Annotated in this window: 21 protein-coding genes and 1 riboswitch; of the genes, 12 read left to right on the top strand and 9 right to left on the bottom strand. The window is 58.3% G+C overall.

What is annotated here, in order from left to right; genetic code table 11:
• Positions 1 to 94 precede the first annotated feature (94 nt).
• Entirely contained in the window at positions 95 to 3,118 is a 3,024-nt protein-coding gene (locus AC5FXY_RS04515) for a DUF8693 domain-containing protein (RefSeq protein ID WP_493555446.1), read from the bottom strand.
• A 186-nt stretch (positions 3,119 to 3,304) separates the two neighbouring features.
• On the opposite strand from AC5FXY_RS04515, the gene AC5FXY_RS04510 reads away from it, so the two are divergent.
• The 9 genes from AC5FXY_RS04510 (at position 3,305) to AC5FXY_RS04470 (ending at position 13,445) form a co-directional block, all read left to right on the top strand.
• Positions 3,305 to 4,108 carry an SDR family oxidoreductase gene (locus AC5FXY_RS04510; protein WP_493555445.1) on the top strand — a complete coding sequence of 268 codons (804 nt, stop codon included), beginning with the start codon at positions 3,305 to 3,307 and terminating at the stop codon, positions 4,106 to 4,108.
• Positions 4,093 to 4,839: a cytidylyltransferase domain-containing protein gene (locus AC5FXY_RS04505; RefSeq protein WP_493555444.1), complete on the top strand. Its 747-nt coding sequence runs from the start codon at positions 4,093 to 4,095 to the stop codon at positions 4,837 to 4,839. Before AC5FXY_RS04510 ends, AC5FXY_RS04505 begins: the two co-directional genes overlap by 16 nt.
• Positions 4,836 to 6,368, top strand: coding sequence for a UDP-2,4-diacetamido-2,4,6-trideoxy-beta-L-altropyranose hydrolase (gene pseG, locus AC5FXY_RS04500; RefSeq protein WP_493555443.1), 1,533 nt, complete (start codon positions 4,836 to 4,838; stop codon positions 6,366 to 6,368). Before AC5FXY_RS04505 ends, pseG begins: the two co-directional genes overlap by 4 nt.
• A 10-nt stretch (positions 6,369 to 6,378) precedes the next feature.
• On the top strand, positions 6,379 to 7,428 hold the full coding sequence (pseI, locus tag AC5FXY_RS04495; protein WP_493555442.1) for a pseudaminic acid synthase: 1,050 nt from the start codon (positions 6,379 to 6,381) through the stop codon (positions 7,426 to 7,428).
• A gap of 12 nt (positions 7,429 to 7,440) precedes the next feature.
• The gene (locus tag AC5FXY_RS04490) at positions 7,441 to 8,379 is read left to right on the top strand and encodes an acyltransferase (protein ID WP_493555441.1); all 939 of its coding nucleotides are present in this window, start codon (positions 7,441 to 7,443) and stop codon (positions 8,377 to 8,379) included.
• Complete coding sequence (locus AC5FXY_RS04485) at positions 8,369 to 9,079, top strand: PIG-L deacetylase family protein (RefSeq protein ID WP_493555440.1); 711 nt, start codon at positions 8,369 to 8,371, stop codon at positions 9,077 to 9,079. The genes AC5FXY_RS04490 and AC5FXY_RS04485 overlap by 11 nt, the downstream gene beginning before the upstream one ends.
• 53 nt (positions 9,080 to 9,132) lie before the next feature.
• Positions 9,133 to 10,446 (top strand): hypothetical protein, encoded by a 1,314-nt coding sequence (locus AC5FXY_RS04480; protein WP_493555439.1) that lies wholly within the window; start codon positions 9,133 to 9,135, stop codon positions 10,444 to 10,446.
• A 73-nt stretch (positions 10,447 to 10,519) separates the two neighbouring features.
• Positions 10,520 to 11,914, top strand: a complete 1,395-nt coding sequence (locus AC5FXY_RS04475; RefSeq protein ID WP_493555438.1) for a DUF7033 domain-containing protein — start codon at positions 10,520 to 10,522, stop codon at positions 11,912 to 11,914.
• A gap of 46 nt (positions 11,915 to 11,960) precedes the next feature.
• Positions 11,961 to 13,445 carry a lipopolysaccharide biosynthesis protein gene (locus tag AC5FXY_RS04470; protein ID WP_493555437.1) on the top strand — a complete coding sequence of 495 codons (1,485 nt, stop codon included), beginning with the start codon at positions 11,961 to 11,963 and terminating at the stop codon, positions 13,443 to 13,445.
• Here the strand turns inward: AC5FXY_RS04470 and AC5FXY_RS04465 are convergent, their stop codons facing one another.
• The 3 genes from AC5FXY_RS04465 to AC5FXY_RS04455 all read right to left on the bottom strand — a co-directional run bounded on the left by AC5FXY_RS04465 (position 13,446) and on the right by AC5FXY_RS04455 (position 17,454).
• The gene (locus AC5FXY_RS04465; protein WP_493555436.1) at positions 13,446 to 14,324 is read right to left on the bottom strand and encodes a CPBP family intramembrane glutamic endopeptidase; all 879 of its coding nucleotides are present in this window, start codon (positions 14,322 to 14,324) and stop codon (positions 13,446 to 13,448) included.
• 116 nt (positions 14,325 to 14,440) lie between these two features.
• Complete coding sequence (locus AC5FXY_RS04460; RefSeq protein ID WP_493555435.1) at positions 14,441 to 15,922, bottom strand: amino acid permease; 1,482 nt, start codon at positions 15,920 to 15,922, stop codon at positions 14,441 to 14,443.
• Positions 15,923 to 16,307: 385 nt separating this feature from the next.
• A riboswitch (SAM riboswitch) is annotated at positions 16,308 to 16,420 on the bottom strand.
• 161 nt (positions 16,421 to 16,581) lie between these two features.
• Positions 16,582 to 17,454 carry a hypothetical protein gene (locus AC5FXY_RS04455; RefSeq protein ID WP_493555434.1) on the bottom strand — a complete coding sequence of 291 codons (873 nt, stop codon included), beginning with the start codon at positions 17,452 to 17,454 and terminating at the stop codon, positions 16,582 to 16,584.
• A 224-nt stretch (positions 17,455 to 17,678) separates the two neighbouring features.
• Between AC5FXY_RS04455 and AC5FXY_RS04450 the strand changes: the two genes are divergently transcribed.
• On the top strand, positions 17,679 to 18,665 hold the full coding sequence (locus AC5FXY_RS04450; RefSeq protein ID WP_493555433.1) for a fasciclin domain-containing protein: 987 nt from the start codon (positions 17,679 to 17,681) through the stop codon (positions 18,663 to 18,665).
• 158 nt (positions 18,666 to 18,823) lie between these two features.
• Complete coding sequence (locus AC5FXY_RS04445; protein ID WP_493555432.1) at positions 18,824 to 20,377, top strand: alpha/beta hydrolase family protein; 1,554 nt, start codon at positions 18,824 to 18,826, stop codon at positions 20,375 to 20,377.
• Between the two features lie 56 nt (positions 20,378 to 20,433).
• Here AC5FXY_RS04445 and AC5FXY_RS04440 read toward each other — a convergent pair whose 3' ends face one another.
• The 4 genes from AC5FXY_RS04440 to AC5FXY_RS04425 form a co-directional block, all read right to left on the bottom strand.
• Positions 20,434 to 21,156, bottom strand: coding sequence for an EcsC family protein (locus AC5FXY_RS04440; RefSeq protein ID WP_493555431.1), 723 nt, complete (start codon positions 21,154 to 21,156; stop codon positions 20,434 to 20,436).
• Positions 21,157 to 21,313: 157 nt separating this feature from the next.
• Entirely contained in the window at positions 21,314 to 22,357 is a 1,044-nt protein-coding gene (locus AC5FXY_RS04435; RefSeq protein ID WP_493555430.1) for a Gfo/Idh/MocA family protein, read from the bottom strand.
• 159 nt (positions 22,358 to 22,516) lie between these two features.
• Positions 22,517 to 23,425 carry a M48 family metalloprotease gene (locus AC5FXY_RS04430; RefSeq protein ID WP_493555429.1) on the bottom strand — a complete coding sequence of 303 codons (909 nt, stop codon included), beginning with the start codon at positions 23,423 to 23,425 and terminating at the stop codon, positions 22,517 to 22,519.
• Positions 23,416 to 24,582 (bottom strand): DegT/DnrJ/EryC1/StrS family aminotransferase, encoded by a 1,167-nt coding sequence (locus AC5FXY_RS04425; protein ID WP_493555428.1) that lies wholly within the window; start codon positions 24,580 to 24,582, stop codon positions 23,416 to 23,418. Before AC5FXY_RS04425 ends, AC5FXY_RS04430 begins: the two co-directional genes overlap by 10 nt.
• 187 nt (positions 24,583 to 24,769) lie before the next feature.
• Between AC5FXY_RS04425 and AC5FXY_RS04420 the strand changes: the two genes are divergently transcribed.
• Complete coding sequence (locus tag AC5FXY_RS04420; RefSeq protein WP_493555427.1) at positions 24,770 to 25,732, top strand: DUF6565 domain-containing protein; 963 nt, start codon at positions 24,770 to 24,772, stop codon at positions 25,730 to 25,732.
• 71 nt (positions 25,733 to 25,803) lie between these two features.
• Here the strand turns inward: AC5FXY_RS04420 and AC5FXY_RS04415 are convergent, their stop codons facing one another.
• Positions 25,804 to 26,715 carry a glycosyltransferase gene (locus AC5FXY_RS04415; RefSeq protein WP_493555426.1) on the bottom strand — a complete coding sequence of 304 codons (912 nt, stop codon included), beginning with the start codon at positions 26,713 to 26,715 and terminating at the stop codon, positions 25,804 to 25,806.

Here is a 26,715-nt window from a genome sequence, read left to right as displayed (position 1 = left end):
CCTAACTGCTACCCTGGCTCGGCACCAAAGACAAACAGGCGCGACACTTAAAGGTGCCGCGCCCGTTTGCGCATCAGGTGTTGCGTGAGTTTGGCTACTCAATCACTACCCGCTTGGTTACCACGCCCTCCGGCAGGTGAATGCGCAACGAGTATACGCCTTTTGTGAGCTTGGTAAGCGAAAACTCAACTGCTTCAGCACCGCGAGTGGCCGGCAACACGCGGCGCAGCACTTGCTGACCCAGCGCGTTGTGAAGTGCTACCTCCACAGCGTGCTTGGTCGCGGGCAGGCGCAACCACAGCTGATCATTGGCTGGGTTTGGGAACACCTGCACCTGGGCGCTGAGCTGAGGGGTAGCCTGAGCTGTCGGACGAGTCGGGTTCAGCACCAACGTGAAGCGGTTGCTATGCTGGCTGGCATCAATGGTGAAGCTGTACGTCGATTGCGTACGCAGATTTACCACAACTCCGGTTTGGGCATCGTGCAGTTCCACTGCTACGCCCAACGGCAGGTTGAGCAATTCGGCTGCCTGAAGCGAATAAGTACCGGATTGCGGTACCTGAACAGCCAGTGGAATACTAACGGCAGCGGTCGACAAAAATGACAAGGCATTGATGGCCAGCCGGTCATTACCAACGAGCAAACCCAGCGTGGGCACGCTACCGGCGGTCAGCTTATAGGCGTCGAGCTGCGCATCAAAGCCAGCAGTTGCGTTTTGAGCAAAGTATACTACCACCTGATCAGCGCCAGATTGGCCACGCAGTTCTAGCTTCACCAGCGGGCGGGTTTCCTGGGTCCGCTGAAAGGCCGGGTTGGCGTACGTGGTCAGGCGAGCGGCATTGCTGAAGGTGAGGCGGCCGCTGGTGCCGGCTGCACTGGTGCGCACAAAAAAGCCCTGCCCCATCGGGATGGTATTGCTACCGCCGTTGGTGCCCACGCCGTTCACGAAGCTGGCATAGTTGCCGGTGTATTGCCCAGCCGATTTGAAGACGTAAACAGCGTCGTCGAGACCAGTGGCACTTGCGAAGAGTTGGCTCCAACTCAAAGGTGCCGGGTAGGGATTTCCCACCAGGTGCCAACCTGCATCGGTCAGCACTCCACGCCCCAAGCCGGTAACGGTCATGGTTCCATTGCCTAGGCTGCCCACAAAATCCAGGGTTTGGCCGCCCGCCAGGTTCACCGTGTACCCTTGCCCTTGCGACATGGCATCGGTACCCGCAGCGGGTGAAAACCAACCTTTATCGAAGCTGCTCATTCCCGTGGCCGGGCTGGTAGCCACGCGCGACTGATCATAGCCGTACACCGTCGGGAACGGGGTTACCATGCCGGGTGTAGTGCTGGTGTTGTAAGTGGTATTAAACACCGGACTGAATGCTGCCGTAGCCAGATCCGCCAAGGTGGTGCCGCTCACAGGAGCTGCCACGTGGCGGTAGCCCAAGCCAGCGTTGAGACCACCTTCGATGTAGCGTTGCACCGTTACCGAGCCCTGCACCACCGCTGCGCCGTTGTTCACCACCATGGCCGTGCCAGCAGCGTCGGAAGCCAGCGTCAGCGACCCGTTGCCGCCCATTGTAAGGTTGTTGTTCAGCGTCAACATACGGGTCACAGTTGTCGGCACGCGCAGTTCGAGCGTTGCGTTGCCGCCTACTGTCAGGCTACCAATCTGAATCGCATTGGCGCCGGTTACCTGTGTTGTTGCCGTTGAAGCGTTGCTGCGCAAGGATCCTGCTCCGGTGAAGGAGCCGTTATTGGTCAGCGTGCTATTCAACGTCAGTTCACCGCCGCTGTCAATGATCATGGAAGCACCGCTGGCCACTACAAAGCTAGCCGCAGCGGCCCGACCGCTCAGGACAGGCATACGCACGGCTGCGGCCGGAATGGTCACGTCATCGTTGCCGCCGGGCACTACGTTAGCGCTCCAGTTGGCGGCGTCGGTGTATACGGTGCTCACAGCGCCGGTCCATTCGTTGACAGGCTGCACAAATGCGTTGGAAAAATTAGGTAGACCGTTTTGGCTTAGGCGGCCATTAAGTGTTACACCTTGCGCAATAAAGTTGCAGGCGGCTCCGGTGGCATTGGGGTTTGCAATGACGCTCAGCGCTGCGGTATTAAGTAGAGCGCCGTATATTTTCCCATCTGGCCCTAGTTGTAAGGTGCTAACGCTGCCAAAGGCTATAGCAACGCGTGAGGCCCGAATTTGTGCACCGGTGCCAGCCAGCAAATTGTACTGATCGACACTACCAAAGGGGCTCGAAGAGCAATAAAGCTTCGAGCTGTTTGGTGAAAAGGCTATGCCATAGTTGTAGCCGTAGAAACCCAACGAGACGTAGTTAGATACCGTGCCGGTGGCCGCGTCGAAGTTGTACAGTTCGAACTGAGAGTCTCGTTGGCCCAACGCCAACCAAGCACCATCAGGCGATATGCGCATGCAGCCGACAGCGTTTCCGGCGCCAAAGAAACTGCCCCCACCCTGATGCACTGGTCCAACGGCACTGATTACCGGGATAGCATCGATGCCTGTAGCCGATAAGTGGAAGCTGTAAAACTGATTGTTTTGCCAGCCGTGTACCACTACCCAGTAGTCACGGCCATTGGCGTGACGCGCGACGGTGAGCTTCTCAGTTACTTTACCAGTAGCCGTGGGAGTAGCCAGCCGGACGTTGCGAGTAGCCGTAACGTCGCCCAAGCCGTTTTGCAAGGCCATGTCTACAACTGAGTAGCGCAGACCAAAAACCAGGTTATTATCGATAGCATCGACAATAAACACGTAATACCGAGAAGCATTGCCCGGATCTGGCACAATGGTGACCCCTTGTGAGGCGGAGGTGTGCCCGCCCAGGGCAGCCCCATTGGGCATCAGCTGATGGTTGCGGTTCCAGATGTTCTCCCCATTGCTGTAAAACTGCAGGTCACCAGCCGCATTGGAAATGGTGGCACACCCCTCATAGGAGCTCAATGCACCATCAGTGAGGGGCACGGGGGTTCCATTTGCAAACGATAAACCGGCCTGATTACCGAAGTACCATACGTTATCATAACGCTGGGCCTGCAGCCCGAAGCTAGTCAAGCTGATAAGCAAGCTAAGCCAAAGCGTAGCCCGCGAGTAGAATTTTGGCATCTAAGAACACTGTTTGAGTTGGTAGAAATACTTTTGGCTATCCGCCCGCCATCTTTTGGCAAGCGTAATTCAGTCAAAGGTAAATACAGCATTATCGAGTGCCAGTAGGTTAAGCTGAATTTTCAACCTTTGCACCGCGTCAGGGCTTGACCAGCTTCTTGCCCCCGTGCAATCTTCCAACCCAGAATGAATAGTACTACTCCGATAGCATTCAACGAGCTGTTCTCGCTGCGTGGTCAATTGATCTTGCTCACCGGCGGCTACGGTTACCTCGGCCAGGCCATTGCCCGCGGCCTGGCCGTGCACGGCGCTACGGTAGTGGTGCTGGGCCGTAATGAAGCTGTATTCGACGCCACATTCGCGGAGGCCGACGAAAGCCACATTCACTTCGTGGCGTGCGACGTAGCCAGCACCGAATCAGTACAACAAGCCTTGCAAGTATGCCGCGAAACGTATGGCCTGCCTGCAGTACTCATCAACAATGCCTTCTACAGCCGCGGCAGCCGGCCCGATCAACTGACCGATGAAGAGTTTGCTTTCGGTCTAGACGGCTCCTTGGGCAGCACCTACCGCTGCATCCGCGAAGCGCTTCCCTACCTGCGCGAGCGTGGCGGCGGCAAAATCATCAATGTGGCCTCCATGTATGGCGTGGTAGCGCCCGATTTTCCGGTCTACCAAGACTTTCCGCAGTTCACCAACCCGCCCCACTACGGCGCGGCCAAGGCCGGCGTGGTCCAGCTCACTCGTTACTTCGCCTCTTACCTCGGGCGCGAGAATATTCAGGTTAACTGCGTAACGCCCGGAGCTTTTCCGAGCGAAGGAGTCCAGCAACACGAAGGGTTTATGCAGGAACTTGAGCAGCGCATCCCCCTAGGCCGCATTGGGCGGCCCGCCGACTTGGCCGGGGCATTCATTTTCCTGAGCTCCGCGGCATCTGATTTTGTGACGGGTCACAACCTGGTAGTAGACGGCGGATGGACGATTCGATAACTCCAGCTGGGCGCGTAGGTGCCTTGGTGCAAGTCAGAATGGGCTCTACCCGGCTGCCTGGCAAAGCGCTGATGCCCTTGCCCCTCGGTACCACCGCTACCGTGCTGCAGCAGGTGCTGCGCCGCGCCAAGCGGGCTACGGCGGTGCACCAGGTCATAGTGGCCACCTCTACCCTGCCACCCGACGATGCTGTAGCCGCTGCTAGCCAAGCACTAGGCGTAGCCGTGTTTCGGGGCGACGAGGCCGACGTACTGGGCCGGTTTTATGAAGCCGCAACAACTCATCGGCTCGACACCGTCGTACGCCTGACGGGCGACAATCCGGCCATCGATCCACACCATCTGGACCTAGCCGTGCAGCAGCACCTCCACTCCGGCGCCGACTATACCCTCACCATTGGTTTGCCGCTGGGCACCAATTTTGAAGTGATTTCGCGCCGCGCGCTAGCCCAAGCCCATGCCGAGGCACGGCAGCCTGAAGAGCGGGAACACGTCACGCCCTACCTGCGCCGCCACCCGGAGCTGTTCCGGCTGCAGACCCTGCCGCTGGATGCCGCCCCTGAGCTGCAGCAGGCCCGCCTGACGCTCGACTACCCCAGCGACTACGCCATGCTGCATTTGCTATTCACTGTTTTGCCAGCCGATTTCGGTCTGGCTGAGGTGCAAGAATTGCTGACGCGCCACCCCTGGCTGGCCCAGATCAACCGTGATAATCATCAGATTCAGGTATGAGCCAATCTGTGAGTAACAGGCCCCGCGTGGTATTACGGGCCGATGGCAACCCTCGCATCGGGCTGGGTCACATCATGCGGCTGTTGGCAATGGCCGATATTCTGCGCCCGCAGTTTCGCTGCACCTTTGTAATCCAGGAGCCTTCCGCTGAACTATTGCAGCAATTGTCAGCGGTTTGTGACGAAGTCATCGAGATGACGCCCCAACCCGCCGCAGGCGAACCAGCTTGGCTAACCCAAAACGTATTGCAAGCCGGCGACGTGGTAGTGCTCGACGGCTACGGCTTCGAATTCACTTACCACGAAGCGCTGCGGCCGCACGTCGCGCACTTAGTGTGCTTGGATGATCTGCATGCTTTTCCGTTGCTGGCTGATTTGGTTATTAATCCTGCCGGCGGTGTCCAGGCAGCTGATTACGATTTGCGCCAGCCCGGGGCCCGACTGCTTGCCGGCCCGGCATATGCCCCGCTCCGCCCGGCCTTTGTAGCCGCTGCAGGCTCTGAGCGCCAGCCGGCCCCTACCGGACGCGTGCTTATCTGCCTGGGTGGCGCTGACCCGTCGCAGCAAACGCAGCGCGTGGCCGAAGCCTTGCTACTACTGGATATAAAGCTGGAGGTGCATGCTGTGGTAGGCAGCGCGTACGCGGGGTGGGATACGCTGCAGCTCTGGGCTGCCGAGTACCCGCGCCTAACCCTGCACCGCAACCTGTCGGCCGACGACATGTGTGCGCTGATGCAGCAGTGCGGCACGGCCGTGTGCGCCCCCAGCACCGTCAGCTACGAATACTGCGCCGCCGGTGGCGGCTTGCTGTTTACGCAGCCGCTGGCCGAAAATCAAGCCGGCATCGACCGCTTTCTGCGCGAGCAAGGCCTTGCCCTGCCATACCACAGTTCGGCCAATGTGCTGACCTCGCCCGAAGCCGAACGGGTAGCCGAGCGGTTGCGCCGGGCCCAGCACCAGCACTTCGACGGGCAAGCGCCGGAGCGGCTCCGCAATGCCTTCGCGCAACTAGTTGCCAACCTATCAGCTACCGATGCGGCTGGTACCTTGTCCATCCGGCGCGCTACTGCAGCCGATGCGCAGCTGTATTTCACCTGGGCCAACGACCCTGCCGTGCGCCAAAACGCGGTGCACACCGAGCCCATTGCCTGGGAAACGCACGAAGGCTGGTTTGCGCGCCGGCTGGCCGATGCCAATGCCTACCTTTATGTGCTCGAACACAGCGGAACGCCAGTCGGGCAGGTGCGCATTGAATTTGAGTCCAAAGGCAGCGCTACGCCCGGAGTAATTGATTATTCCGTGGCGCCGGCGTGGCGGGGCCAGGGCTTGGGCACCGCTGTGCTCCAGCTTGCGTTGCAGCAGCTTCGCGCCGATCAACCCGGCGCTTGGTCAGTGCTGGGGCAAGTGAAGCCACACAATCTGGCGTCGGCCCGCGTGTTTGAGCGGCTGGGCTTTCAGCGTCAGCCGGCGGCATGGCTGCACCAGCAGCCTTATGATGTGTTTTTGCTGACCTTCGGGTCGGAAGCTTGATTTTCTCTTTATGCAGGATATAGTTATCGGCAACCACCGCATTGGTCCCGGCCATTTGCCGTTCATCATTGCTGAAATGTCGGGTAACCACAGCCAGTCGCTGGAAAAGGCGCTGGCCATCGTGGATGCGGCCGCCGATGCTGGCTGCCAGGGTTTGAAGATTCAGACCAGCACGCCCGACATGCTCACGCTCAACAGCCGGGAGCCCGACTTCTTGGTGCGCGGCGCCAACCCAGATTGGGAAGGCCAGTCGCTCTATGAGCTGTACACCACCAACTACACGCCCTTCGAATGGCACGCGCCCATTTTCGCCCGCGCCGCCGAGCGCGGCATGGTAGCTTTCAGCTCGCCCTTTGGCACCGAAGCCATTGATTTTCTGGAAAGTGTGGGCTGCCCGGCCTACAAGATTGCCTCTTTCGAAAACAACTGGCCGGAGCTGATCCGCCACGCGGCCCGCACCGGCAAGCCCGTCATCATCTCCACTGGTATGGCCGATGTGGCCGATCTGGAGCGCATGGTGGCGGCCGTGCGCGCCGAAGGCAACGAGCAAGTAATCCTGCTGAAGTGCACTAGCACTTACCCGGCCTTACCGCACAATACCAACCTGCAAACCATTTCACACCTTCGAGACATGTTTGGCTGCCAGGTCGGCTTGTCGGATCATACCATGGGTACTGGCGTGGCCGTGGCAGCTACGGTACTGGGCGCCACCGTCATCGAAAAGCATCTGACGCTGCGCCGCGCCGACGGCGGCCCCGATTCGTCGTTCTCGATGGAGCCCGACGAAATGGCCCGCTTGGTGCAAGAGTGCCAGCAGGCCCAACTTGCCCTGGGCACCGTGCAATACGGCCCCACCGACGCTGAGCTGAAGTCGCTCGGCTTCCGCCGCTCCATCTACGTGGTGGAAGACGTGGCTGCCGGTGAAACGCTGACTCGGGAAAACGTGCGCGTAATCCGGCCCGGTCATGGGCTGGCGCCTCACTTGCTAGAGCAAGTGCTGGGCCGCCCGGTGCGCCAAGATATACGCCGCGGCACGGCCCTCACCTGGGACCTGTTGTAAATTGTGCCGACCATGGAAATCCGCAAATTCGATAACGGCAGCTACATCATTGCCGACCGCCTGAGCATCGGGGAGAACTTCCGTATTGGCCCCAACACCAGCATTCGGGCCGCTGAGTGCATCATCGGCGACAACGTCAGCATCGGCGCCAACAATGTGTTTTTGGTTAGTCAGCGCCTGCAAATCGGGGAGCTGACCATCTTCGGCAATGCCAACAACGTGACGGGCCGCACTGTGGAAGTGGGCCGATACGTGTACTGGGACTCCAACGTGGTGGTAGGCCACGGTGGCAAGTTCAGCCCCGACGCGCACCTGTCGGTGGGCTCTTACTCGATGATTTGTGCCCGCATCACGCTCAACGTCAACCACCGCATCAGCATCGGCGAGTACGTGGGCATCGGCGAAGATGTGGCGGTGTGGACGCACGGCTCCTACCTGCCTATTCTGGAAGGCTTTCCGGCTGATTTCGGCCCTGTGAGCATTGGCAATAAAGTGTGGCTGCCGGCCAAGTCGACGGTGCTACCCAACCGGCGCATCGGCAACAACGTGGTCATCGGTACCAATACTTTGGTAAACAAGGACCTACCCGATGGCTGCCTGGCTGCGGGTATTCCCGTCAAGATTCTGCGCGAAAACCTGTACCCCAGCACCAATTCGGAGCGCAACGATGCGCTGGTGCAACAAGTGCTGCACGATTACCAGGAGTTGGCCGATTACAAGCAACTGACGGTGCGCCTGCGCTACGACGCCGAGCAGCAGCGCATCTTCTGTAACGCTGTCTTGTTTGACCTGACCACCCTGCAAACCCACGGTGAGCTGACGGAAGTGGAAGAAGATTTTCGCGACTTCCTGCGTCGCCGGGGCATCAAGTTTTACACCGGCAAGCCCTTCACCTCGGTGCTGCCCGAAGAATACCGCCGCCTACTAGCCGTTTCGCCCGATGCCGTTTGATTTTGAAGGCAAGAAAGTCCTGGTGGTCGTAGCTCACCCCGATGACGAATTACTCGGCCTCGGCGCCACCATTTACCGCCTGGTACACCGCCACGGCTGCACGGCCCGCGCCGTGATTCTGGGCGAAGGCATTACGTCCCGCGCCGCCGTGCGCGACCCACAGCAGTGGGCCGAAGAACTGCGCATTCATCGCGCCAACATCGAACGGGCTGCCGCGGCTATCGGCTACAGTTCCACCGGCATCTACGACTTTGCCGACAACCGCTTCGATTCAGTGGATTTGCTGGATCTGGTGAAAGTGTTTGAGCAGGAAAAAGAAGCTTTTCAGCCTGACATCATCTTCACCCACCACGGCGGCGACACCAACATCGACCACCGGCGCACTTTCGAAGCGGTGGTGACGGGCAGCCGCCCGCTGCCGGGCGAGCCCATGCGCACGATACTGGCCTGCGAAACGCCATCTAGCACCGAATGGCAGGCGGCTAATTACCCCAATCCCTTCCTACCGAACGTCTTCCTGAGCGTGACCGAAGAAGAGCTGGCAGCTAAAATTGCCGGCATGGAAGCATATGAGTTTGAAAAGCGCCCGTACCCGCACCCCCGCTCGCCGGAAGCACTGCGCATTCAGGCCCAACGCTGGGGCATCGTTATCGGGCAGCCCTTTGCCGAGGCGTTTATGCTGATTCGTCACATTGCTTAGCGCCGGCTTTCGGCTGCGTAAGCTGCTTACCTCCGCCTCGTTTGCCTGACCTAGTGCCGCCACCCGTTCACTCCCAGCCCCGTACCCGCACCGAGCGGTTGCGCGATTTGCTGTACGTGCGGTTTACGGACCACTTCGAGGCCTTTCCGAAGCCGCTGTTGGAATCCATCTCCCCTGCCAGCCCGCTCAAGCGCCTGGCCAAAGTAGCGGGCTACACGGCCTTACGCTTGGTGGGCAATGTCTTCCGGCCTATCCGCAACCCGGAGCAGTTGCGAGGGGCGGTGTGGCTGTATGTTGTCAGTCAGAACAACTACGACTCGTTGCGCTTTATTCGGGAACATCGGGCCGATGCCGTGCTGCTGGCGGGTCAGGCCAAGCAGATCGGGCGCTATAATCGGCAAGTAAACCGCCTCTCGCTAAGGCGAAAGCTGCTTTATTACTGGCAGTTCCCGCTAGTATTCATTGGGCTACTACGCACCGAAGGGCGCCGGGCATGGCGCTTTTTTGATTTGATTTTCAACGCCATCGGTTATTACGAGGTGTACCGGCGGGCCTTGCGCCATTACCGCCCCAAAGCCGTGGTGTTTGCCAACGACCACAACGATGATGCCCGCGCCTTGCTACTCGCTTGCCAGGCCGAAGGCGTGCCCACGGCCTACGTGCAGCACGCCAGCGTCAGTACCAACTTCCCGCCGCTGGGCTTCGATCTGAGCCTGCTGGAAGGTCAGGATGCGCTGGATAAGTACCGCCTGTGCGGCCCGGTGCGGGGGCAGGTGCAGCTAGTGGGCATGCCCAAAGCCGATGCTTTTATCGGCCAGCGCAACGAGCAGCCGCGGGTACAGCGTGTGGCCATTGCCACCAATACCCTGGACGACACCGTTGGAATTCTGGCCGCAGTGGAGTTCCTGCTGACTACTTTTCCCAAGCTCACGTTCACCTTCCGCGCCCACCCCAGTGACCTGCGCAGCTTTGCTGAGTTGCAGCAGAGCTTTCCACAGCTGGCGTTTTCCGACGCCCGGCAGGAATCGGTGTTTGAATTTCTGCAGCGCCACGATGCGCTGATTGCGGCCGATACCTCCACCCATCTGGAAGCTACTTTGCTCAACCTCGTCAGCCTGTATTACCGCTTCGGAACCCACGGCGTGGCTGATGACTACTACGGCTACGCCGCCCACGGCTTGGTAGACCGAGCCTACTCGCTACCGCAACTGGGGGAGCTGCTAGAAGCTTATGCGCGGCAAAAACCGCACGCGCACTACCAACGGGCAGCCTATTACTGCGCCACCCTGGGTACTCCCCACGAAGGCAGCAGCCAAGCGTTGGCCTTGGCCTGTCTCGACGAATGGCTACGCAGTAACCGCGGCTGAAGACGGCTCGTAGTGGATTCTTTCCTGCTGCCTCGGCTTTCATGCTCGAGTCAAACGTCTTATTTTCGGCTCGATGGAAATAGCTGCTTCTCCGTTGCTTACACCGCCGACGGCCAGTGGCCCAGAAGCAATGCAGGCTCGTCTGGCGTATGTGCTGCGGCATTTTGCCTCGGCCTACACCGGTGAGCAGGTAGCTGTCGGCTATGCGGGCCTGCACCCGGAAGCGCCGGTACAAGTAGCGGAACAAGCCAATGGCTTTTTCGAGCAGGGTTTGGCTTATGCGCCGGAACCCGTGTGGTTTTCCTGGCTCGAACGCGACATACCGTTTTTCTTTCGTGCCGACCACATTACGGCGGAGTTGCTAACGCTGGAGCCAGGCCGCGCCACGGTACACGTAGATGTCATTTCCAACGCTTTCTACCTGCTCAGTGGCTGGCAGGAATATCATTCTACCGCCCGCGACCAGCATGGCCGCTTTCCCTTCGTGGCCAGCGTGCAGCAGCGCTACGGGTTTGTGACGCTGCCTGTCGTCAATTACTACTTTGATATCCTGCGCAATGCGGTGGAACACGTAACGGGGAAGCCGCTGCAGCCGCACCGCTGGACTCAAAACGCCCCGTTTGCAGCTTGGGTCACGCACGACGTCGACAACTGCCGCAGCGCCTGGAAAGCAGAAGGCAAGGCTGCTTTGCAGAGGGGTAAGGTGGGGACCTTCCTCAGCTTGTTCTCGCGCAAGCTGCGCGGCCGTGACGCTTGGGATAACCTCGAGGCGGTGCAGCGTGAAGTAGCTGTTCATGGCGAAACCTCTACCTTTTTCCTTTTAGGCAACTCCGCCCCCGCTGCCAATGGTACGCCCAATGCCGACTACGACCTGCGTACGCCGGCCTTTCAGAAGCGTATTCTGCGGTTGCGCTCCAGCGGCGCCGAAATTGCAGTACACGGCAGTCTGGGCACCAGCACCGATGCGGCAGGGCTCCAGCGTGAAATCGAGCAGCTACCCCCACCCGTGCGCGGCAACCGCTTCCATTACCTCAGTTGGGAGCCGCGGCATACCCCCGTAGTGCTGGAAGAAGCCGGCGTGCAATACGATTCTACGTTAGGGTTTGCGGAGCATTTTGGTTTCCGCAACAGCTACTGCCTGCCCTTCTGGCCTTACAATTTTGCCACGGGCGGCTGCCATAGTTTCCTGGAAATTCCGCTCAACCTCATGGATGCCACGCTGCACCACCCAAATTACCTGCAACTGGCAGCCGAAGAAATCATTCCGGCAGTGCGGCCTATGATGGCTGAAACCGAAAAGTTTGGCGGAATCTGCACGCTGCTCTGGCACAACGAGAATTTCTCGCGGCGCAATCACGTGAACGGTCCGAAGCAGTTCCACGCCCTTGTGCGCTACCTTCGCAGCCGCCACGCCGCGTTCGTGACCGGGCCGGATATTCTGGCTCGTTTCGCCGCGCAGTCGGCCTGACCACGGCTGAGCAGCGTGGGCTGCCAACTCACAACGACCAACTGATTTGGGCATCGTCCAGCGGCAAGGGCTGCGCAATACCATTATTTCCTACATCGGCCTGGGGCTGGGTTTTGTCAACACGGTCTTCGTGCTGCCAAAAATCCTCGAGTCCGAGCAGCTGGGCCTGACGCAAGTACTAATTGCCATTGCCACGATCTACGCCCAACTCTCGGCCGTAGGTTTTGCGAGCATGGGCATCCGCTTTTTCCCGTATTTCCGCAACCGGGAAGCTGGCCACCAAGGGTTCCTGCCCTTCCTGCTGGGCCTGCCTATGCTGGGCTTCGCGGTCATGACAGGGCTATACTTGTTCGGCAAGCCATTGATTATGGCGCAGTATGCCAAGGATGCGGCTCTGCTCGGGCCGTACTACCTATGGGGCAGCGTATTAGCTTTATTTATACTTCTATACTCACTTCAAGACGCCTACCTCAAAGGTCTGTATCACACCGCTTTTTCCTCCTTTGTTCAGGAGATTCTGCTACGCCTTTTAGTAGCCGGAGCAGCCCTAGTATATGCAGCTGGCTACCTTACGCTTCACCAGTTTGTGCTGTTATACATCGGGCTAAACAGTGGCATTGCGCTGCTGCTTACAGCTTACTTAGCGGTTATTGGGGAGCTACACTTACGGCCCACCACGGCGGTTCTGCGTGTGCGCCCGGTAGGCGAATTGCTCAACTTTGGCGCGTTTGCGCTGCTTTCCAATATTTCGGGCACCATCATCAGTTCAATCGACAGGTTAATGGTTGGCTCCACGCTTAACCTGGGCGCAGCGGGTGTCTACACGGTAGCCTTCTTTATCAGCACGGCTCTTACCATTCCGTTTCGCTCGCTCTACAAAATAGCCTTCCCCCTACTGGCCGACTACTGGAAAGAGCAAAACCTCGCGGGCATGGGCGACTTCTACCGCCGTACTACGCGCCTGAATACAGTGCTGGGTTGCTACCTCGCCCTCGGTATCGGTCTGAACCTCGACTTTATCTACTCGCTGATGAAGCCCGAATACGCTGCCGGCGCCGCGGCTGTGCTGATCCTCTTGGCCGGCCGCCTTTTCGATGGCGTTACCGGCGTCAATGGCCTGATCGTGGTGACTTCGCCGCGCTACCGCTACGACCTCATCTTCAATTCCTCATTGGCTGGCCTCACGGTGCTGCTCAACTGGCTGCTTATTCCCCGGTTTGGCCTTACCGGTGCCGCCATTGCCACCACGCTGGCCCTCATGCTCATCAACGTGGCCCGTACCGCCTTTGTATGGCGCAGCTACGGCCTGCAGCCCTTCGACCGCCACATTCCGCTGCTGCTTGGCATTGCGGCAGTAGCCGGCGGAGCTGCTTGGCTGATACCGCCTGTGCATTCGGTGTTCATGACCATGCTGCTGCGCTCTTCGGTGCTGACTATGGTCTACGCCGGCTTGGTGCTGCTCACCGGCGCTATGCCCGAGGCTACCGCGCTCAGCCACCGGGCCCGAAAACTCCTGGATCGACGTACGTAATTAAGCCACTGGCAGCAGGTCTTCTTGCTTTGCGCTAAGCAAGCGGCCTTCGGAAAGCCTGTAGATATACCACACGGCAGCCGCTACGATAAGGGCTCCTGCTACTGCAGCAAAGGCAAGTTCTAGGCTGGGGGTTTCGCTTGCTTCGAGTTGCTGCATCAGCTTCGGGTCGTTGCGCACGGCCATCAGCGCTACCCAAGCAATGAAGTTGTTGATGGCGTGCACGGCAATGCAGACACTCAACGAGCGGGTGCGGTAGTAGAGCCAGCCCAGCAAGATGCCCAGCACTGCGGCTCCCACCGACTGCGCCGGGTTGAAGTGAATGAGGCCGAATAACAGGCTGGTTTGCAGAATAGCTCGCGTGGGCCCGTAGTTCCGCATAAGTCCCGGCAGTAGTAGTCCCCTAAACAGCCATTCTTCAAACACGGGTGCCAGCACGCACAGCATCACAAAACCCAGGGCCGGCTGCTTGATGAGCTTCAGCAGGGAATTCTCCAGTTCCCATTTGGGCAGGTGCAGCCAATCCAACGGCAAACGGGCTGCCAGCATAGCCACCGTAAGCACGGCTACTACTACGTACAATGCCGGACTATCATGCTGACCTCGCCAACTAGCAGGCACCACTCGCGACTTTTTAGCTCGAATCAGTAACAGGATAAGGCCCAGTTGCGCCAGTTGTGCGGCTATCATTGTTACGCCGTCTTTGTACCCTTGAAACAGCCAATTCGCCAGCAGGAAAGCCGGCACCCCTACTACCATCACTGTGAGCAGGTACCAGCCCAGCACGCCCCAGCTTTCGGCGTAAGTAGGATAAAAGAAACGCCGCCGGGGCTTTTGAACGGGCTGCGCGGGTTTCTCCTGGAAATCGACTTGCTCCATAGCTGGCTGACCAATTGTAGCCCGCAAGGTAGCGGCCGCCCGACATAATCCGGCAAAAGAAAAGCCCCCAGCCGGCGCCGGGGGCTTTTGCATGAACATCAGTTCGGCAGAACGCGTTACGCCACCTGATTGCCGGTGGGCTCCACTACCGGCTGCTGCCCTAATCCCTGCCCCAGCTTGCTGTGCTTTTTGCCGTAGGCGAAATAGATAACCAAGCCGATGCCCAGCCAAACAAACAAGCGAATCCAGGTATCGGCGGGCAAGGACAGCATCATCACCAGGCAGGTCACGATGCCGAGAATGGGCACCACCGGCACCCACGGCGTGCGGAAGCTGCGCGGCGCGTTGGGCTCCCGCTTGCGCATAATCAGCACGCCCACGCACACCATTACGAAGGCCAGCAAGGTGCCGATGCTGCACATCTCACCGACTACGTTGATGGGCACCAGGCCGGCAAACAGGCTGATAAATACGCCCAGCAACAAGTTAGACTTGTGTGGCGTCTGGAAGCGCGGGTGTACCTGCGAAAACACGCGCGGCAGCAGCCCGTCGCGCGACATGGAGAAGAACACGCGGCTCTGGCCCAACAAATCAACCAGAATAACCGAGGTGTAGCCGATTAGAATAGCGAGGATGATTGCCCCCGACAGCCAGGCGTAGGGCGTCTTTTCGATGGCAATGGCCACCGGCGCGGCGCTGTTCTTGAATTCCGTGTAGTTGGCTAGGCCGGTCATCACGTAGCCGAACACCACGAACAGCACGGTGCACACCACCAGGGAGCCAATGATACCGATGGGCATGTTGCGCTGCGGATTTTTCGCCTCCTGGGCCATGGTAGCCACAATGTCGAAACCGATGAACACGAAAAACACCACCCCGGCACCGCGCAGAATACCGCTCCAACCAAACTCCCCGAACGCCCCGGTATTGGCCGGAATGAAAGGCTGGTAGTTGGCCGGATCGATGTAGCGCCAGCCCAACGCGATAAACACCAGCACCACCGATACCTTCAGCGCTACCACCACGGCATTGAACACCGCCGAGCCCTGCGTACCCCGCATGATGATGGCCGTGATGGCCAGCACGACGAGGATGGCCGGCAAGTTGATAAAGCCCGAGACAGTAGAGCCGTCGGCCAGAGTACTTGTCTCGAAAGGCGACATCACCAGCTGCGCCGGAATGTGCAGGTCGTACTTAGCTAGAAAGCGCACCAGGTACTGCGACCAGCTGATGGCCACCGTGGCCGCCCCTACCGAGTACTCCAGTACTAGGTCCCAGCCGATAATCCAGGCAAATAGCTCGCCCATGGTGGCGTAGGAATAAGTATAAGCCGAACCGGCGACGGGCACCATGGAGGCAAACTCGGCGTAGCACAGCGCCGAGAAAGCGCAGCCGATGGCGGCCACTACAAACGACAGTGTGACGGCCGGCCCGGCGTGGTTGGCAGCAGCAATGCCCGTGAGCGAAAACAAACCCGCGCCAATGATGACCCCGATGCCGATGGCAATCAGATTGAACGGTCCCAAGCTACGCTTCAGGGTGTGCGAGCCACTCTCCGCGGCTTCCAGCCGCAGGAGTTCCAGTGATTTTTTGAGCATGAGTGAAAGAAGGGCACAGGCCGAAACCAGCGCGAACGGATAAGCCTCGTCGGGCGGCGCAGGGCGGCGGACAGCCCATGCCGGCCGGTAAGCCAGGCGTAAGACTACCCACGGCGTAGCGGCAGCGCTACGAGCGAGAAAAGAAGAAAAACAGCAGGAGGCGCTGCGCATGGCACAGGCGAAGCGGCGTTAGCACAACCGCTGGCGGGCAATAATCAACCTATTAATAATGAACAGGTTGACTACAATCACTTCAACAACAACAGCAACGATGCTGCACGTGCATTTCGGTAGCCGCGGCAGTGGCGCTGGCAGATACACGAACGGCGGCATTAGAGCCGGAAATCAAAGCAGGTACTCGGTTGGGAAAGCCCACAGCAACTTGTTTTTATATAGTCAGGAAAAACTTCGCTGACCTTCGGTTGGCACCGTGTCGGAAGGTTCCGAGCGGTTGCCGGCGCTTCGCAGAGCCTTTCTCTCCACGCCTCTGTATAAAAACAATCCTTCAGCAGTAAAGAATTGGTGGCACAAAGGTAGGTCTAGGGAATCTGTATCTGCAAGCTTTTCAGCGGCGAGTCCCAGGCTACTACGCAAAACAGCCCTCGGGACGCCCATTCGTAAAGGCGTCCCTAGGGCTGGTACCTGATGCTGCGGCCGGCTTAGTAATTGTACGACACGCCGACCGAAAGTCCCGTTGACTGACCGACGTTGCGTCCTGCCACGTAGCGGCTCACCCCGAATACCACGCCGTAGCCCTTGGCCAGCGGCTGGTACAAGCTGGCCCCGATGCGGGTGTAGTTAACCCGCGTAGCTGTAAAGCGTCCATCGAAGCCGGGCTGCAGAATATCAGTACCTCCGGAGCTAGACTTCTGAAATGAAGCCCACGTTTCAAAGTACGTCTTAACGCCGGCGTAGCCCACTTTTACATCCCCTACAAATGCATTGGGCACGTGGCTGCTGCGCAGGCTATAGCCAGCCTGGCCGGTCAGGAACACACCGGTAGGAGTTTTGAGGTGTGCGATGCCCACAGTGGTAAGTTTGGTAGCCCGGTTGCCGATGGCAATAATGTATTCCAATCCTTTGTCGGACTGGTAATTACTGGCGGGCGTGCTCACCCCCACCGCGCCCAGCAAATCCAGCACGCTGCTTCCGATTTCGGTGGAGTAAGTTTTGAACTTGAGCAGGGCCGAAATGTCCTGCAGGCCACTGCGGCTGTTGGTGAAGCCTTCGCTATTGCCTTTGCCTTCCGACTTGATGAAGGGCAAGCTCACTACCGCTTCTATTTTTTCGCTGATGCCGTAGTTGGCGTACACGCTCACCGAGGAAACCCTGATTTCCTGAAACACCGGCACGCCTTCCACTTTATCGGGCACCAGAAATACGTTGCGGTACCGCTCGGCCGTACCGGTAAATACCACCGCACCGTGGCCTTTACCAGCCATAAAGCCGCCAACCAAGCTTTGCGCTTGGAGTTTAGGCACCATCAGCAGTACCGTAGCTAGCAAGACAGAAAACGAGTAGGTGTGCTTCATAAATGGGCTAGGTAGTAAGTTCAGCGTGAGGAAATTGGCAATCCAGGGCATATGCCAAAACACAATCACCCTTGAATTGTTCAGCTTGCACTAACCGAACCTACGGCAGACGCCTACGCATCGGATTGCGGGCTCAATAAATCCGATTACTTTTCCGCTTCGTTTGTATTGCGCCAAGGTTGGTTTGCCCCTGCCTGCTCTTCTCTATCCTTCACCTATTCCGCATGAAACACCTGTTACCCACTTGGTTTGCAGCGTTGGCGCTGACTTCTTCCCTCTTCCTGAGTAGCTGCAACAAGAAGTCCGAAGCTGATCCATCCATTGCCGGAATTGCCGTAGCCGGCCGTGACTTCAGCGTGCTGGAAGACGCAGCTATCCGTGGCGGCGTAGTGGAGATATTATCGAACAAGAACCCGAACGACCCAACGGGTAATTACACGGTGTTTGCGCCCAACAATGCGGCCTTCGCTCGGCTAGGCTTGAATGGTGCGGCTGATCTGGCTTCACTGCAACGCCCCTTCCTGACCAGCACGCTGTTTTACCACGTAACCGGCGGTAACTTGCAAGGCACCGACTTGCAGGCCGGTACGGCTTCCCCCTCGGCGCTGGGCCCCAATCGGCGCATCATCCTGCGCGACGGCAGCCGCTACGTCAACGGGTCGCGCATCTTGGCTACGGACGTACGCGCTTCCAATGGCACTGTGCACGTAGTAGATAAAGTCCTGCTGGCTACCGGAGTGAATATCGTGCAGTCGGCCCAGGCGCTGAGCGTTGGGCAAGTGTTTGTGAAGCCCGAGCTGACGTTTCTGGTAGCGGCCCTTGACTACTGCCCCGCTGTCCGAACCGCCTTATCCGGTTCCAACTTTTTCACAGTCTTTGCCCCTTCCGACCAAGCCTTTCGCAACTTGCTCACGCAGCTGCTCGGCCCCGGCAATTACACACCCGCCGATATTCGCCAGCTTCCGGAAGCCACCGTGCAAGCAGTATTGCTGAATCACGCCTTGGCCGGGCCAGACAAGTTTACGTCTGAGCTTCCAGCTAATGCTACTGTAGCCACCGCAGGTGGCGGCAGCCTGACGCTTGGAGCTTTCGACAATGGGATACTGACCGTGCGCGGCTCCGGCAACACCACGCCCGCCAACATGCTCATCCCCGATGTGCAGTGCACCAACGGTGTGGTGCACGTGGTCGACCAAGTGCTTCTGCCCTAACCGCATTCCCCAAGCCTTCAGCTTGATTGCCAGCCTCCGACGGTATTTAAAACCCTCTTGGTAGCTGTTCCGCTCCATGCCTCTGCTCTTTTGCACCTATTGCCCGTGGGCAATACCTAGCCCGGCACGCCCACATGCGTGCCACCTTTCTTTTCACTATGAACACCAAGACTGCCCTGCTCTTTTGGAGCTGGCTGATGCTGCTTACCCTGCCGCATCGCCTGTGGGCCCAGCCCGAAACGACGCCCAAGTCTTCATTGGAAGGGCAATGGAAAGGCTCGCTGACTGTACCCGGTGGCAGCCTTCCCCTAACGATTACTGTTACGGAACTAGCTACTGGCGGCCGGTTTGGCCTGCTCGATGTACCCATGCAGCGCATTAGCCGGGCCATGCTGGGCATGGAGCTGCGCGGCGACACCATCTTGTTTGCCTCAGCGGAACTGGGCTGCAGCTATACCTGCCAGCGTTCGGCCGATGGCCAGCAGCTGAATGGCACCTGGCAACAGCAAGGCTACAAAACTGCGCTTACCCTGCAATACACTCCCCTGCCAACCAGCCCGCCCAAAAATTTCAAATTTCCGCCGCCTTACCGGGTGGAGGAAGTGTCCTTTGCCAATTCCAAAGACGAGGTACGTCTGAGTGGCACGCTTACTATTCCGCCTGGGGAAGGCCCGTTTCCGGCCGTGGTACTACTTTCCGATATGGGCCCGCACGACCGCGACGCCACCCAAGGCGAATACAAGCTGTTTGGCGCCTTGGCTGACTACCTCACGCGCCGCGGCGTAGCCGTGCTACGCCTCGACGACCGTGGTGTAGGCCAATCTACTGGCGACTGGCGCACGGCTACTACTCTGGACCTCGTTAAGGACACGCAAATTGCCCTGAATTTCCTCCGCACCCGTCCGCTTATTGACTTTGCCCAGCTTGGACTAATTGGCCACGGCGAAGGTGGCAACGTGGCGCTGCTGACCGCTGCTCAGCCTTTGCCTCCTTCCTTCGTTATCAGCTTAGCGGGGGCCGGAACGGTAGGCCAGGAGATATTGGCGCAGCGCCCAGCAGGGTTTCTGGCCGCTGGCGAAGCAGATACTGTACAGGAAAGCATGATGCGCCGCCACTTGCAGGCGCAGCAGCTCATTATTCAGAAGGCCAGCGAAATGCGCACGAAGGGTGCCAACGCTGCTCAGATTGAAACCTTTGTATCCCAGCAGCAGATGCGCCAGCGGGCCGACGAACGGAAACGGGCCGACGTCATTGGCAAACAACAGCGCACGATGCTGGAAATTGTGCGTCAAACGCCCGATAACCCACAGGCGCAGTCCATCCTGATCAACATGCTGACTCAGTTTAACCGCGGCCTACCCGCCGCAACGGCCCAGGACTGGGCTACCCAAATGACCAGCGGCTGGTATCGTGCTTACTTGACTTTCAACCCCCAACCCTCACTCGAGGCGGTGAAAGGCGCCGTTCTGCTACTGCACGGAACTGATGACACTCAGGTCAATATCAGCAACCTGGCCCAGTTGGAGAAAGGCCTAAAAGGCAACAAACGGGTTGAGGCACGCAGGCTCGACGGCATCAACCATCAGTTCCAGGCCCCGCCGATAGAGTGGCCGATGCTAAATGGAGAGCAAAAGCCCGTTGTCTCGTCTTTGGTCCAGCAGACTATGGTAGATTGGATAAAAGCCCGTAAGGCCGAACTAACTGGCCGCTAACCCGTGATGTTCTGGGCAAATGCCTATTACTCCATTATCCTTACTGTTTCACTAGATTAAGTCATGGGCATTTCGCGCATGCGGTAGCAGTTCATGGCCGTTTCGCCGAGCTGCTCGATCAGTCGGTAGTTGGCCACTGCCCCCACCGCGGCCCCAATTACCGGCACTAGCTGCGCCAGCTTGGCCAAGTCGATGTAGTCGCGGTATTCCTGCTGGAAAGTGCGCCAGTCAAAAGTATTCACATCTGCCGGGAGCGTTTGGCGATACTTATCCCAATCGACCAGGCGGCGATACACCTCATTGCGGGTGCGCTGACTGCTGAAAGCCAGTTGAAAAATGTGCAGCAGGTACAGGCGCTCGGTGTAGTCGCGGCCATCGTGGCCATATAGCGCGGCTATGTCAAACAGCAGTTTGAGCTTGATGCTGAGCAGGAGGGGAAAGTCGGCTAACCCGAGCAGGAAGCCTCCTGCCCCGGTTACGGCTCCTTCAGCAGTAGCTGCATGCCGGTAGTACCGAATGCGGGTGCGCACAGCGGCTTCTCGCTCAAATAGCGCTGCGTTGAGCAGAGGGCCCGGCGTGGTGTGCATCGAGCCAAACAGTACGGCGCGTACCATTTGCTTGATGGTGACTGTAATAGCTTGGTGTACCCGCTCGGGCAGCAAAGCATTTAGGCGCGTTTGCACATGCCGCGCAAAGCGGTTCATGGCGCTTGGCGGCCGCTGCATGCGCTGCTGCCAAGCGCGTAGTTCGGTAAAAACCTGCTGTTCGTGCGAATACATATTCCAAGGTCAGAAATATTATATTAATAAAGTTATATATGAACGCAAATACTACTTCTTCCATGCAATCAGCTTTCGCAGCCAAATTATGGAACGCAGGCGCACAGCAGGAACGATACGCGTTGCAGGCACAGCTTTTTTCGCATTAGATATCCATTTAATTATAAGCTTTTTTCAAGGAATATATCCGCTCTATTATTTCTACCACTTTCATGCCCTCCAGCGCATTGGTCGTAGCAAAGCCACGCTTTTGCACAGTGTCCACCACGTTCTCGATTACTTGCACGTGGTTGGCAGCACTGCCTTGGTAAAGCCCATAATCATTGGCCGGGTTGGTGGGTGCCAGTTCGGGCAGGCAATAATCCTGAATGTGACAGTATTCCACCCGGTCCATGTACTGACCACCCACGCGCAGGCTACCACGTTCGGCAACCACTGTGAGGGAGCTTTCTAGGTTTCGGTCCCACACGCTGGTGCTGTATTGCAGGGTGCCCGCCCCACCCCGGGCCAACTCAAACGTGACCAAGCCTGAGTCTTCAAACTCCGTGAGACCATCGTGATTAAAGTCGAAAAAGCGCGCCTGGATGTTCTGAATATCGCCGAAGACCCAGTAGAGAAGGTCGACAAAATGACTAAATTGAGTAAATAGGGTGCCTCCGTCTTGCTCCCGGGTGCCTTTCCAGGAGCTTCCACCGCGGTAGTAGCGGGCGTCGCGGTTCCAGAAACAGTTGATTTGTACCAGGTAGATCTGACCGAGGCAGCCCGAGTCTACCAATTGCTTTAGCCACTGTGAAGGCGGCGAGTAGCGGTTCTGCATCACTCCAAACACCATGCGGCCCGTTTGCAGCGCCACATGGATGATGTCCTCCGCATCGCGCTTGCGCAAGGCAATGGGCTTTTCAATGACGACATGCAGCCCATGCCGCAACCCCTGAATGGCCTGGGGAGCGTGCAGGTGATTGGGGGTGGCCACCGTTAGTACATCGGCGGGCAGACCGCCGGCCAGAAAGGCATCGAGTGAAGTAAAGAATGGAACACCAGGAAATTCAGCTGCTAAACCAGCTCGTAACTCCTCGCGTGAATCAATCAATGCTACCAATTGAGCAGAGGTGTGACGACTGATCAAGGCTGCGTGACGACGGCCAATATGGCCAACACCGCAAACGGCAAAACGAACGGCAGAAGGCCCGGAAAGAGGCATAGCGGCAGCGGAGGCACTTAAGGGAAACACTGTCGCAAGCTCCGAAAAAACCAGCGTTTGCCCACGCCCCTGGTGACGACGAATGACAGCAACAGAGCCGGCCTTCGTGCTAAGACAGCAGAAAGCCGGCTCTGCCGGGTACTAAGTATAATGGGCAGGCTACAGGATCCGCTTCAATTCCTCGAAGCTGGCATTACTGGCTGAGCGACCGGTGCAGCCAGCTTGTTGGGCATTGCGCTGGATGCTGGTCACGCGCGAACCGGGATTCGGGTGCGTGCTCAGGAACTCGGGTGTGCCGCCCCCACCTTGCTTTTCAGCCTTGATAAAGAACCCGGCAGCTCCGTCGCAGGCGTAATAGCGCGTGCCGTTCAGGTAGGTTACTGAATACTTATCGGCTTCCTCCTCAAAGCTGCGGCTGAACTTGAGCTGCCCGAGGCCAGTGGCAATTTGAGCCAGCATATTAGGATTGTTGCCCAGTATCACGCCGGTCAGCAAACTGATGCCATACTGCCGTTGCAGCAGTTGGGTGCTGTGGCGGCGGTCAGCATGAGCAATTTCGTGGCCTAGTACCCCTGCCAGTTGGCTTTCGTTATCCAGAAACTTAATGAGGCCCGTGAATACATAGATATGACCACCGGGCGTAGCAAAGGCGTTTTGCATCTTGTCGTCCTTGATGATTTTAACATCCCAGACGAACTGCTTGCGGTAGCGCACACTACCATTGTCGAGCACGCGGTTCACCACGCCATCGAGTAGCTGGTAAGCGCGCTGGTTGCTGGAGCGGGAAAGCAACTGGCCCTTGGCTTGGTATACCGAATCGGTTTGCCGGGCTACCTGCGCGCCCAAGGCAATATCTTGGTCGATGGAGAAGATGTTGAAGCCTTGCGGCGGCCTGGTTATGGCGGCCGTGCTCAGGCAAGCTACGGTGCCTAAGGCTGCGGCCAGGGTAAGGCGGGAACGGAACATGGGAAGAAAGATGATGTAGATGACTTCTACGGGGCTCAGAAAAAACAGTGCCAAGGCAGGCGCATACTCGCGTGCCTTGGCCGAAACAGGCTTTAGGCCCATAAGCGAATGACATCCGCTATATATTTCACCTGCTCCGCTGTCAGCAGCGGATGGATGGGCAACGAAAGCACCGTTTGACACAGTTGTTCGGCAATCGGAAATTCTCCCTGGCGGTATCCCAAGTACTCATAAGCTGGCTGCTGGTGCACCGGCACCGGGTAGTAAACCACCGACGGAATGCCGTGCGCCTGCAAATGCTGCTGAAGCTGGTCACGGCGGGCAGCACTGTCCAGGGTGATGGTGTACTGGTGAAACACGTGCGTACTGCCCGGCTGCCGCGCCGGAATGCGCAGGCCGGGCACATTTGCTAGTGCTTGGTCGTATGCAGCAGCAACTTGCTGACGGGCAGTTGTCCAGGCTCCGATATGACGCAGCTTCACGCGTAGCAGCGCGGCCTGCAGGGTATCTAGTCGTGAGTTAAGGCCTACGCGGTAGTGCACGTACTTGCGGCCACGGGCCTGCCCGTGATTCGCCAACTCTTGTAGCTGCGTTGCGCGGGTCTTATCGGTAGCAATTAGGGCGCCTCCGTCGCCCATGGCCCCAAGGTTTTTGGAGGGAAAAAAGGAGGTAGTTCCTACTTCGCCCACCGCGCCGGCATGTACGGTGCGGCCATCCGAAAAGGTCCAGGTAGCCCCGATGGCTTGGGCATTGTCCTCTATTAATGCCAAGCCTCGTCGTTGGCAAAGCTCGCGAAGAGCCGTAAGATCGGCACATTGCCCGTACAGGTGAACGGCCATAATGGCCCGGGTGCGCGGCGTAATGGCGGCTTCTGCCGCCGCTGGGTCCAGTGTAAAAGTGTCGGGACGAACTTCAGCCAGTACGGGCTTAAGGCCCAATACAGCTGCAGCTTCGGCCGTAGCTACGTAGGTGAAGGCGGGCACGATTACCTCATCCCCAGGCTCTAGCTCAAGGCTCATCAGCGCGAGTTGTAGTGCATCGGTGCCGTTGGCGCAAGGCACGATGGTGGCCCCGCCCAAGTAGTGACCCAACTCTTCCGCAAATAGGTGCACATCGTGCCCTTGAATGAAGGCGCCCTCCTGCATTACGCGCTGCAGCGCGGCGTCAAGCTCGGCCTGAATGACGGCATGCTGAGCCGGTAGATCGAGCAGGCGAATGGGCGTGGAAGGGACGATTGGCGGAGCGGAAGTAGGCAACACAACAACTAAAAAGAAAGGCTAAAGATAGCGTCCAGCTCATCCATAGAGCCTTGCCATACCAAAATATAGCTTTTGGCGCACCTCTGCTCCCATCACATTCGTAACCTGCTATGTATGCGTTTCGTTAAGTCGCTCATACAAGCTTGCTCGACAGCAAGCGTCCTTCCCCACTGTAATTCCCACTGTTATGTTTAAGAAAACCCTTTCCATACATGCTTTGGCCCTGCTGTTGATCGGCGGGGGCATGGCCTTTACCCAGACCAGCTGTAACCGCGCCGACCGCCAAGAAACGGCAGCTGAAACCAACGACGCTTACAGCGACTTCCAGACCTTCGTAGCCAACACTGAAACCCGCGCCGACCAAGTGGGCGACGCCACGGAGGCCGAATGGAACGAGGAAACCGACCAGCTCCGTCGTGACTACGATGCTAAAGTAGCCGCCGCCGACGCCGACATGGCCAACTGGGACGACGCCCGCCGCACCGAATACGAGCAGCTAAAAGCTCGTTATACCTCAGCCTACGACCGTCGCGAGCAAGCATACCGCAACCGTGGCACTGATGTAGCCATGAACACCACCACTGGTGGCAGCTCGGCTACGGGCAGCAGCTCCATGAATGCGTCCTCCAGCCCGGCTGGCCGCATCTATAAGCCCATGAACCCGGCCGCTAACCTGACCGCCTCCAATGCCCGCCAGACCTACGAGAACTTCGTGAACATGGTGAAGCAGAATGAGAATCAATACCAAGTAGTCGATTGGCGCCTGATCAACGAAGAATGGCGGGCACTGGATCAGAAGTACGAGCAGGTAAAAGACAACGTAAGCGGCTCGGACAAGCTTGAAATTTCTAAGGAGAAAGCCAAGTACGCTGCCTTTAAGTCCTACGACAAGGCTGAGTCCCGCGTATCGCAGGGCGCTGACGTAGTGACGGGTAACCGCGAAGAAGCAGCCGCCAAAGGCGCTGGCGTACGCGTAGGTGAATCGGCCCGCAACGCTGGCAGCGACGCTAAAGAGGTAGGCAGCGGCGTGAAAGAAACCGGCAAAGATATCGGCCGCGGCGCAGTTGACGTCGGCAAAAAAGTAGGCAGCGCTACCAAGGATGCTTACAAAGAAGTGAAGTCGGAAGTAAAAAACACCGACAACGACTAACCGCTTACCTGCCTTTTACTCACCTATTTGCAAAAAGACCGGCGCCCCAGGGGTACCGGTCTTTTTGTGCTCTATTCTGAGGAATTGTTTTTCGTGTGCCATGCCTGCAGCAGCCAACTTAGCTTCAACAGGTCTAAAGCCCGGATATCGGGCGCTGCGCCCTCGAGTCGGTGCTGCAGCCACGGTTCGGCCTGTCGCAGCACTGGGCGTGCTACTGATGCGAGTCTCATCCGCCGCAGCCGCAGCGCGGTACGGAGCAGCCGGGAGTCGGAGCCCAATCCTTCGGCGAGGTATAAGTCGAGCAGGTTGCGAACGGCATCGTGCGACTTTTGCAGGAATACTGGCGCGGGCTCCAGCCCATCGTGCTGCACGGGGTTGTCGAGGTGCTGCACTAGAATCTGTTCCTCGCGCAGCCGCCAACCAAATTTGGTATCCTCGTGCCCGTAACGAGTCAGGCTTTCATCAAGGCCGAAACGCTGGAACACCTCGCGCCGAATCAGCAGGTTATTAATGGTCAGCTGGGCGTAGGGCGACTGCTGACGCACCGCCGCCGGCCGGGCCTCGCGTTGGGTACCATAGTGCCAGCGGAGTTGCAGCGCGGAGTTGGTGGGTGCGGCGGCGCTATAGCAAGTACCACCTACCAGCACGGGCGCTTGGGTCGCGGCAGCAGCGTAGCGGGCCAGAAACTGGGTATCGGGCAAGGAGCTGTCGTTGTCGAGCAGCAGCAGCCATTCATGCTGCGCTTGTGCTACCAGCTGATTACGCATGGCTGCGCGGCCTACATTATGGGGAAGTTCGCGGTAGCAAACCCCGGTTAGGCCTGCGAGCAACTGATTTTGTTCCCGATAAAAAGGGGTTGAGCCATCATCGAGCAGCAGAATTTCAACGGGGCCGGACCAAGCCGGAAGCTGCGCCAACAGGTCGTGCACCAGCTTACTTACCGGCCAGTTGTAAACGGGAATCAGGATTGATAATCCCGGCAT

The sequence above is a fragment of the Hymenobacter sp. FMD4 genome, assembly GCF_058932745.1.
The sequence above is the reverse complement of the archived record's forward strand: the minus strand, read 5'-3'. Positions and strand labels throughout refer to the sequence as shown.

Coding starts and splice junctions, on each gene's coding strand:
- AC5FXY_RS04515 (WP_493555446.1), bottom strand. CDS start 3,118: ATGCCAAAATTCTACTCGCGGGCTACGCTTTGGCTTAGCTTGCTTATC.
- AC5FXY_RS04510 (WP_493555445.1), top strand. CDS start 3,305: ATGAATAGTACTACTCCGATAGCATTCAACGAGCTGTTCTCGCTGCGT.
- AC5FXY_RS04505 (WP_493555444.1), top strand. CDS start 4,093: ATGGACGATTCGATAACTCCAGCTGGGCGCGTAGGTGCCTTGGTGCAA.
- pseG (WP_493555443.1), top strand. CDS start 4,836: ATGAGCCAATCTGTGAGTAACAGGCCCCGCGTGGTATTACGGGCCGAT.
- pseI (WP_493555442.1), top strand. CDS start 6,379: ATGCAGGATATAGTTATCGGCAACCACCGCATTGGTCCCGGCCATTTG.
- AC5FXY_RS04490 (WP_493555441.1), top strand. CDS start 7,441: ATGGAAATCCGCAAATTCGATAACGGCAGCTACATCATTGCCGACCGC.
- AC5FXY_RS04485 (WP_493555440.1), top strand. CDS start 8,369: ATGCCGTTTGATTTTGAAGGCAAGAAAGTCCTGGTGGTCGTAGCTCAC.
- AC5FXY_RS04475 (WP_493555438.1), top strand. CDS start 10,520: ATGGAAATAGCTGCTTCTCCGTTGCTTACACCGCCGACGGCCAGTGGC.
- AC5FXY_RS04465 (WP_493555436.1), bottom strand. CDS start 14,324: ATGGAGCAAGTCGATTTCCAGGAGAAACCCGCGCAGCCCGTTCAAAAG.
- AC5FXY_RS04460 (WP_493555435.1), bottom strand. CDS start 15,922: ATGCTCAAAAAATCACTGGAACTCCTGCGGCTGGAAGCCGCGGAGAGT.
- AC5FXY_RS04455 (WP_493555434.1), bottom strand. CDS start 17,454: ATGAAGCACACCTACTCGTTTTCTGTCTTGCTAGCTACGGTACTGCTG.
- AC5FXY_RS04450 (WP_493555433.1), top strand. CDS start 17,679: ATGAAACACCTGTTACCCACTTGGTTTGCAGCGTTGGCGCTGACTTCT.
- AC5FXY_RS04445 (WP_493555432.1), top strand. CDS start 18,824: ATGAACACCAAGACTGCCCTGCTCTTTTGGAGCTGGCTGATGCTGCTT.
- AC5FXY_RS04440 (WP_493555431.1), bottom strand. CDS start 21,156: ATGTATTCGCACGAACAGCAGGTTTTTACCGAACTACGCGCTTGGCAG.
- AC5FXY_RS04435 (WP_493555430.1), bottom strand. CDS start 22,357: ATGCCTCTTTCCGGGCCTTCTGCCGTTCGTTTTGCCGTTTGCGGTGTT.
- AC5FXY_RS04430 (WP_493555429.1), bottom strand. CDS start 23,425: ATGGGCCTAAAGCCTGTTTCGGCCAAGGCACGCGAGTATGCGCCTGCC.
- AC5FXY_RS04420 (WP_493555427.1), top strand. CDS start 24,770: ATGTTTAAGAAAACCCTTTCCATACATGCTTTGGCCCTGCTGTTGATC.
- AC5FXY_RS04415 (WP_493555426.1), bottom strand. CDS start 26,715: ATGCCGGGATTATCAATCCTGATTCCCGTTTACAACTGGCCGGTAAGT.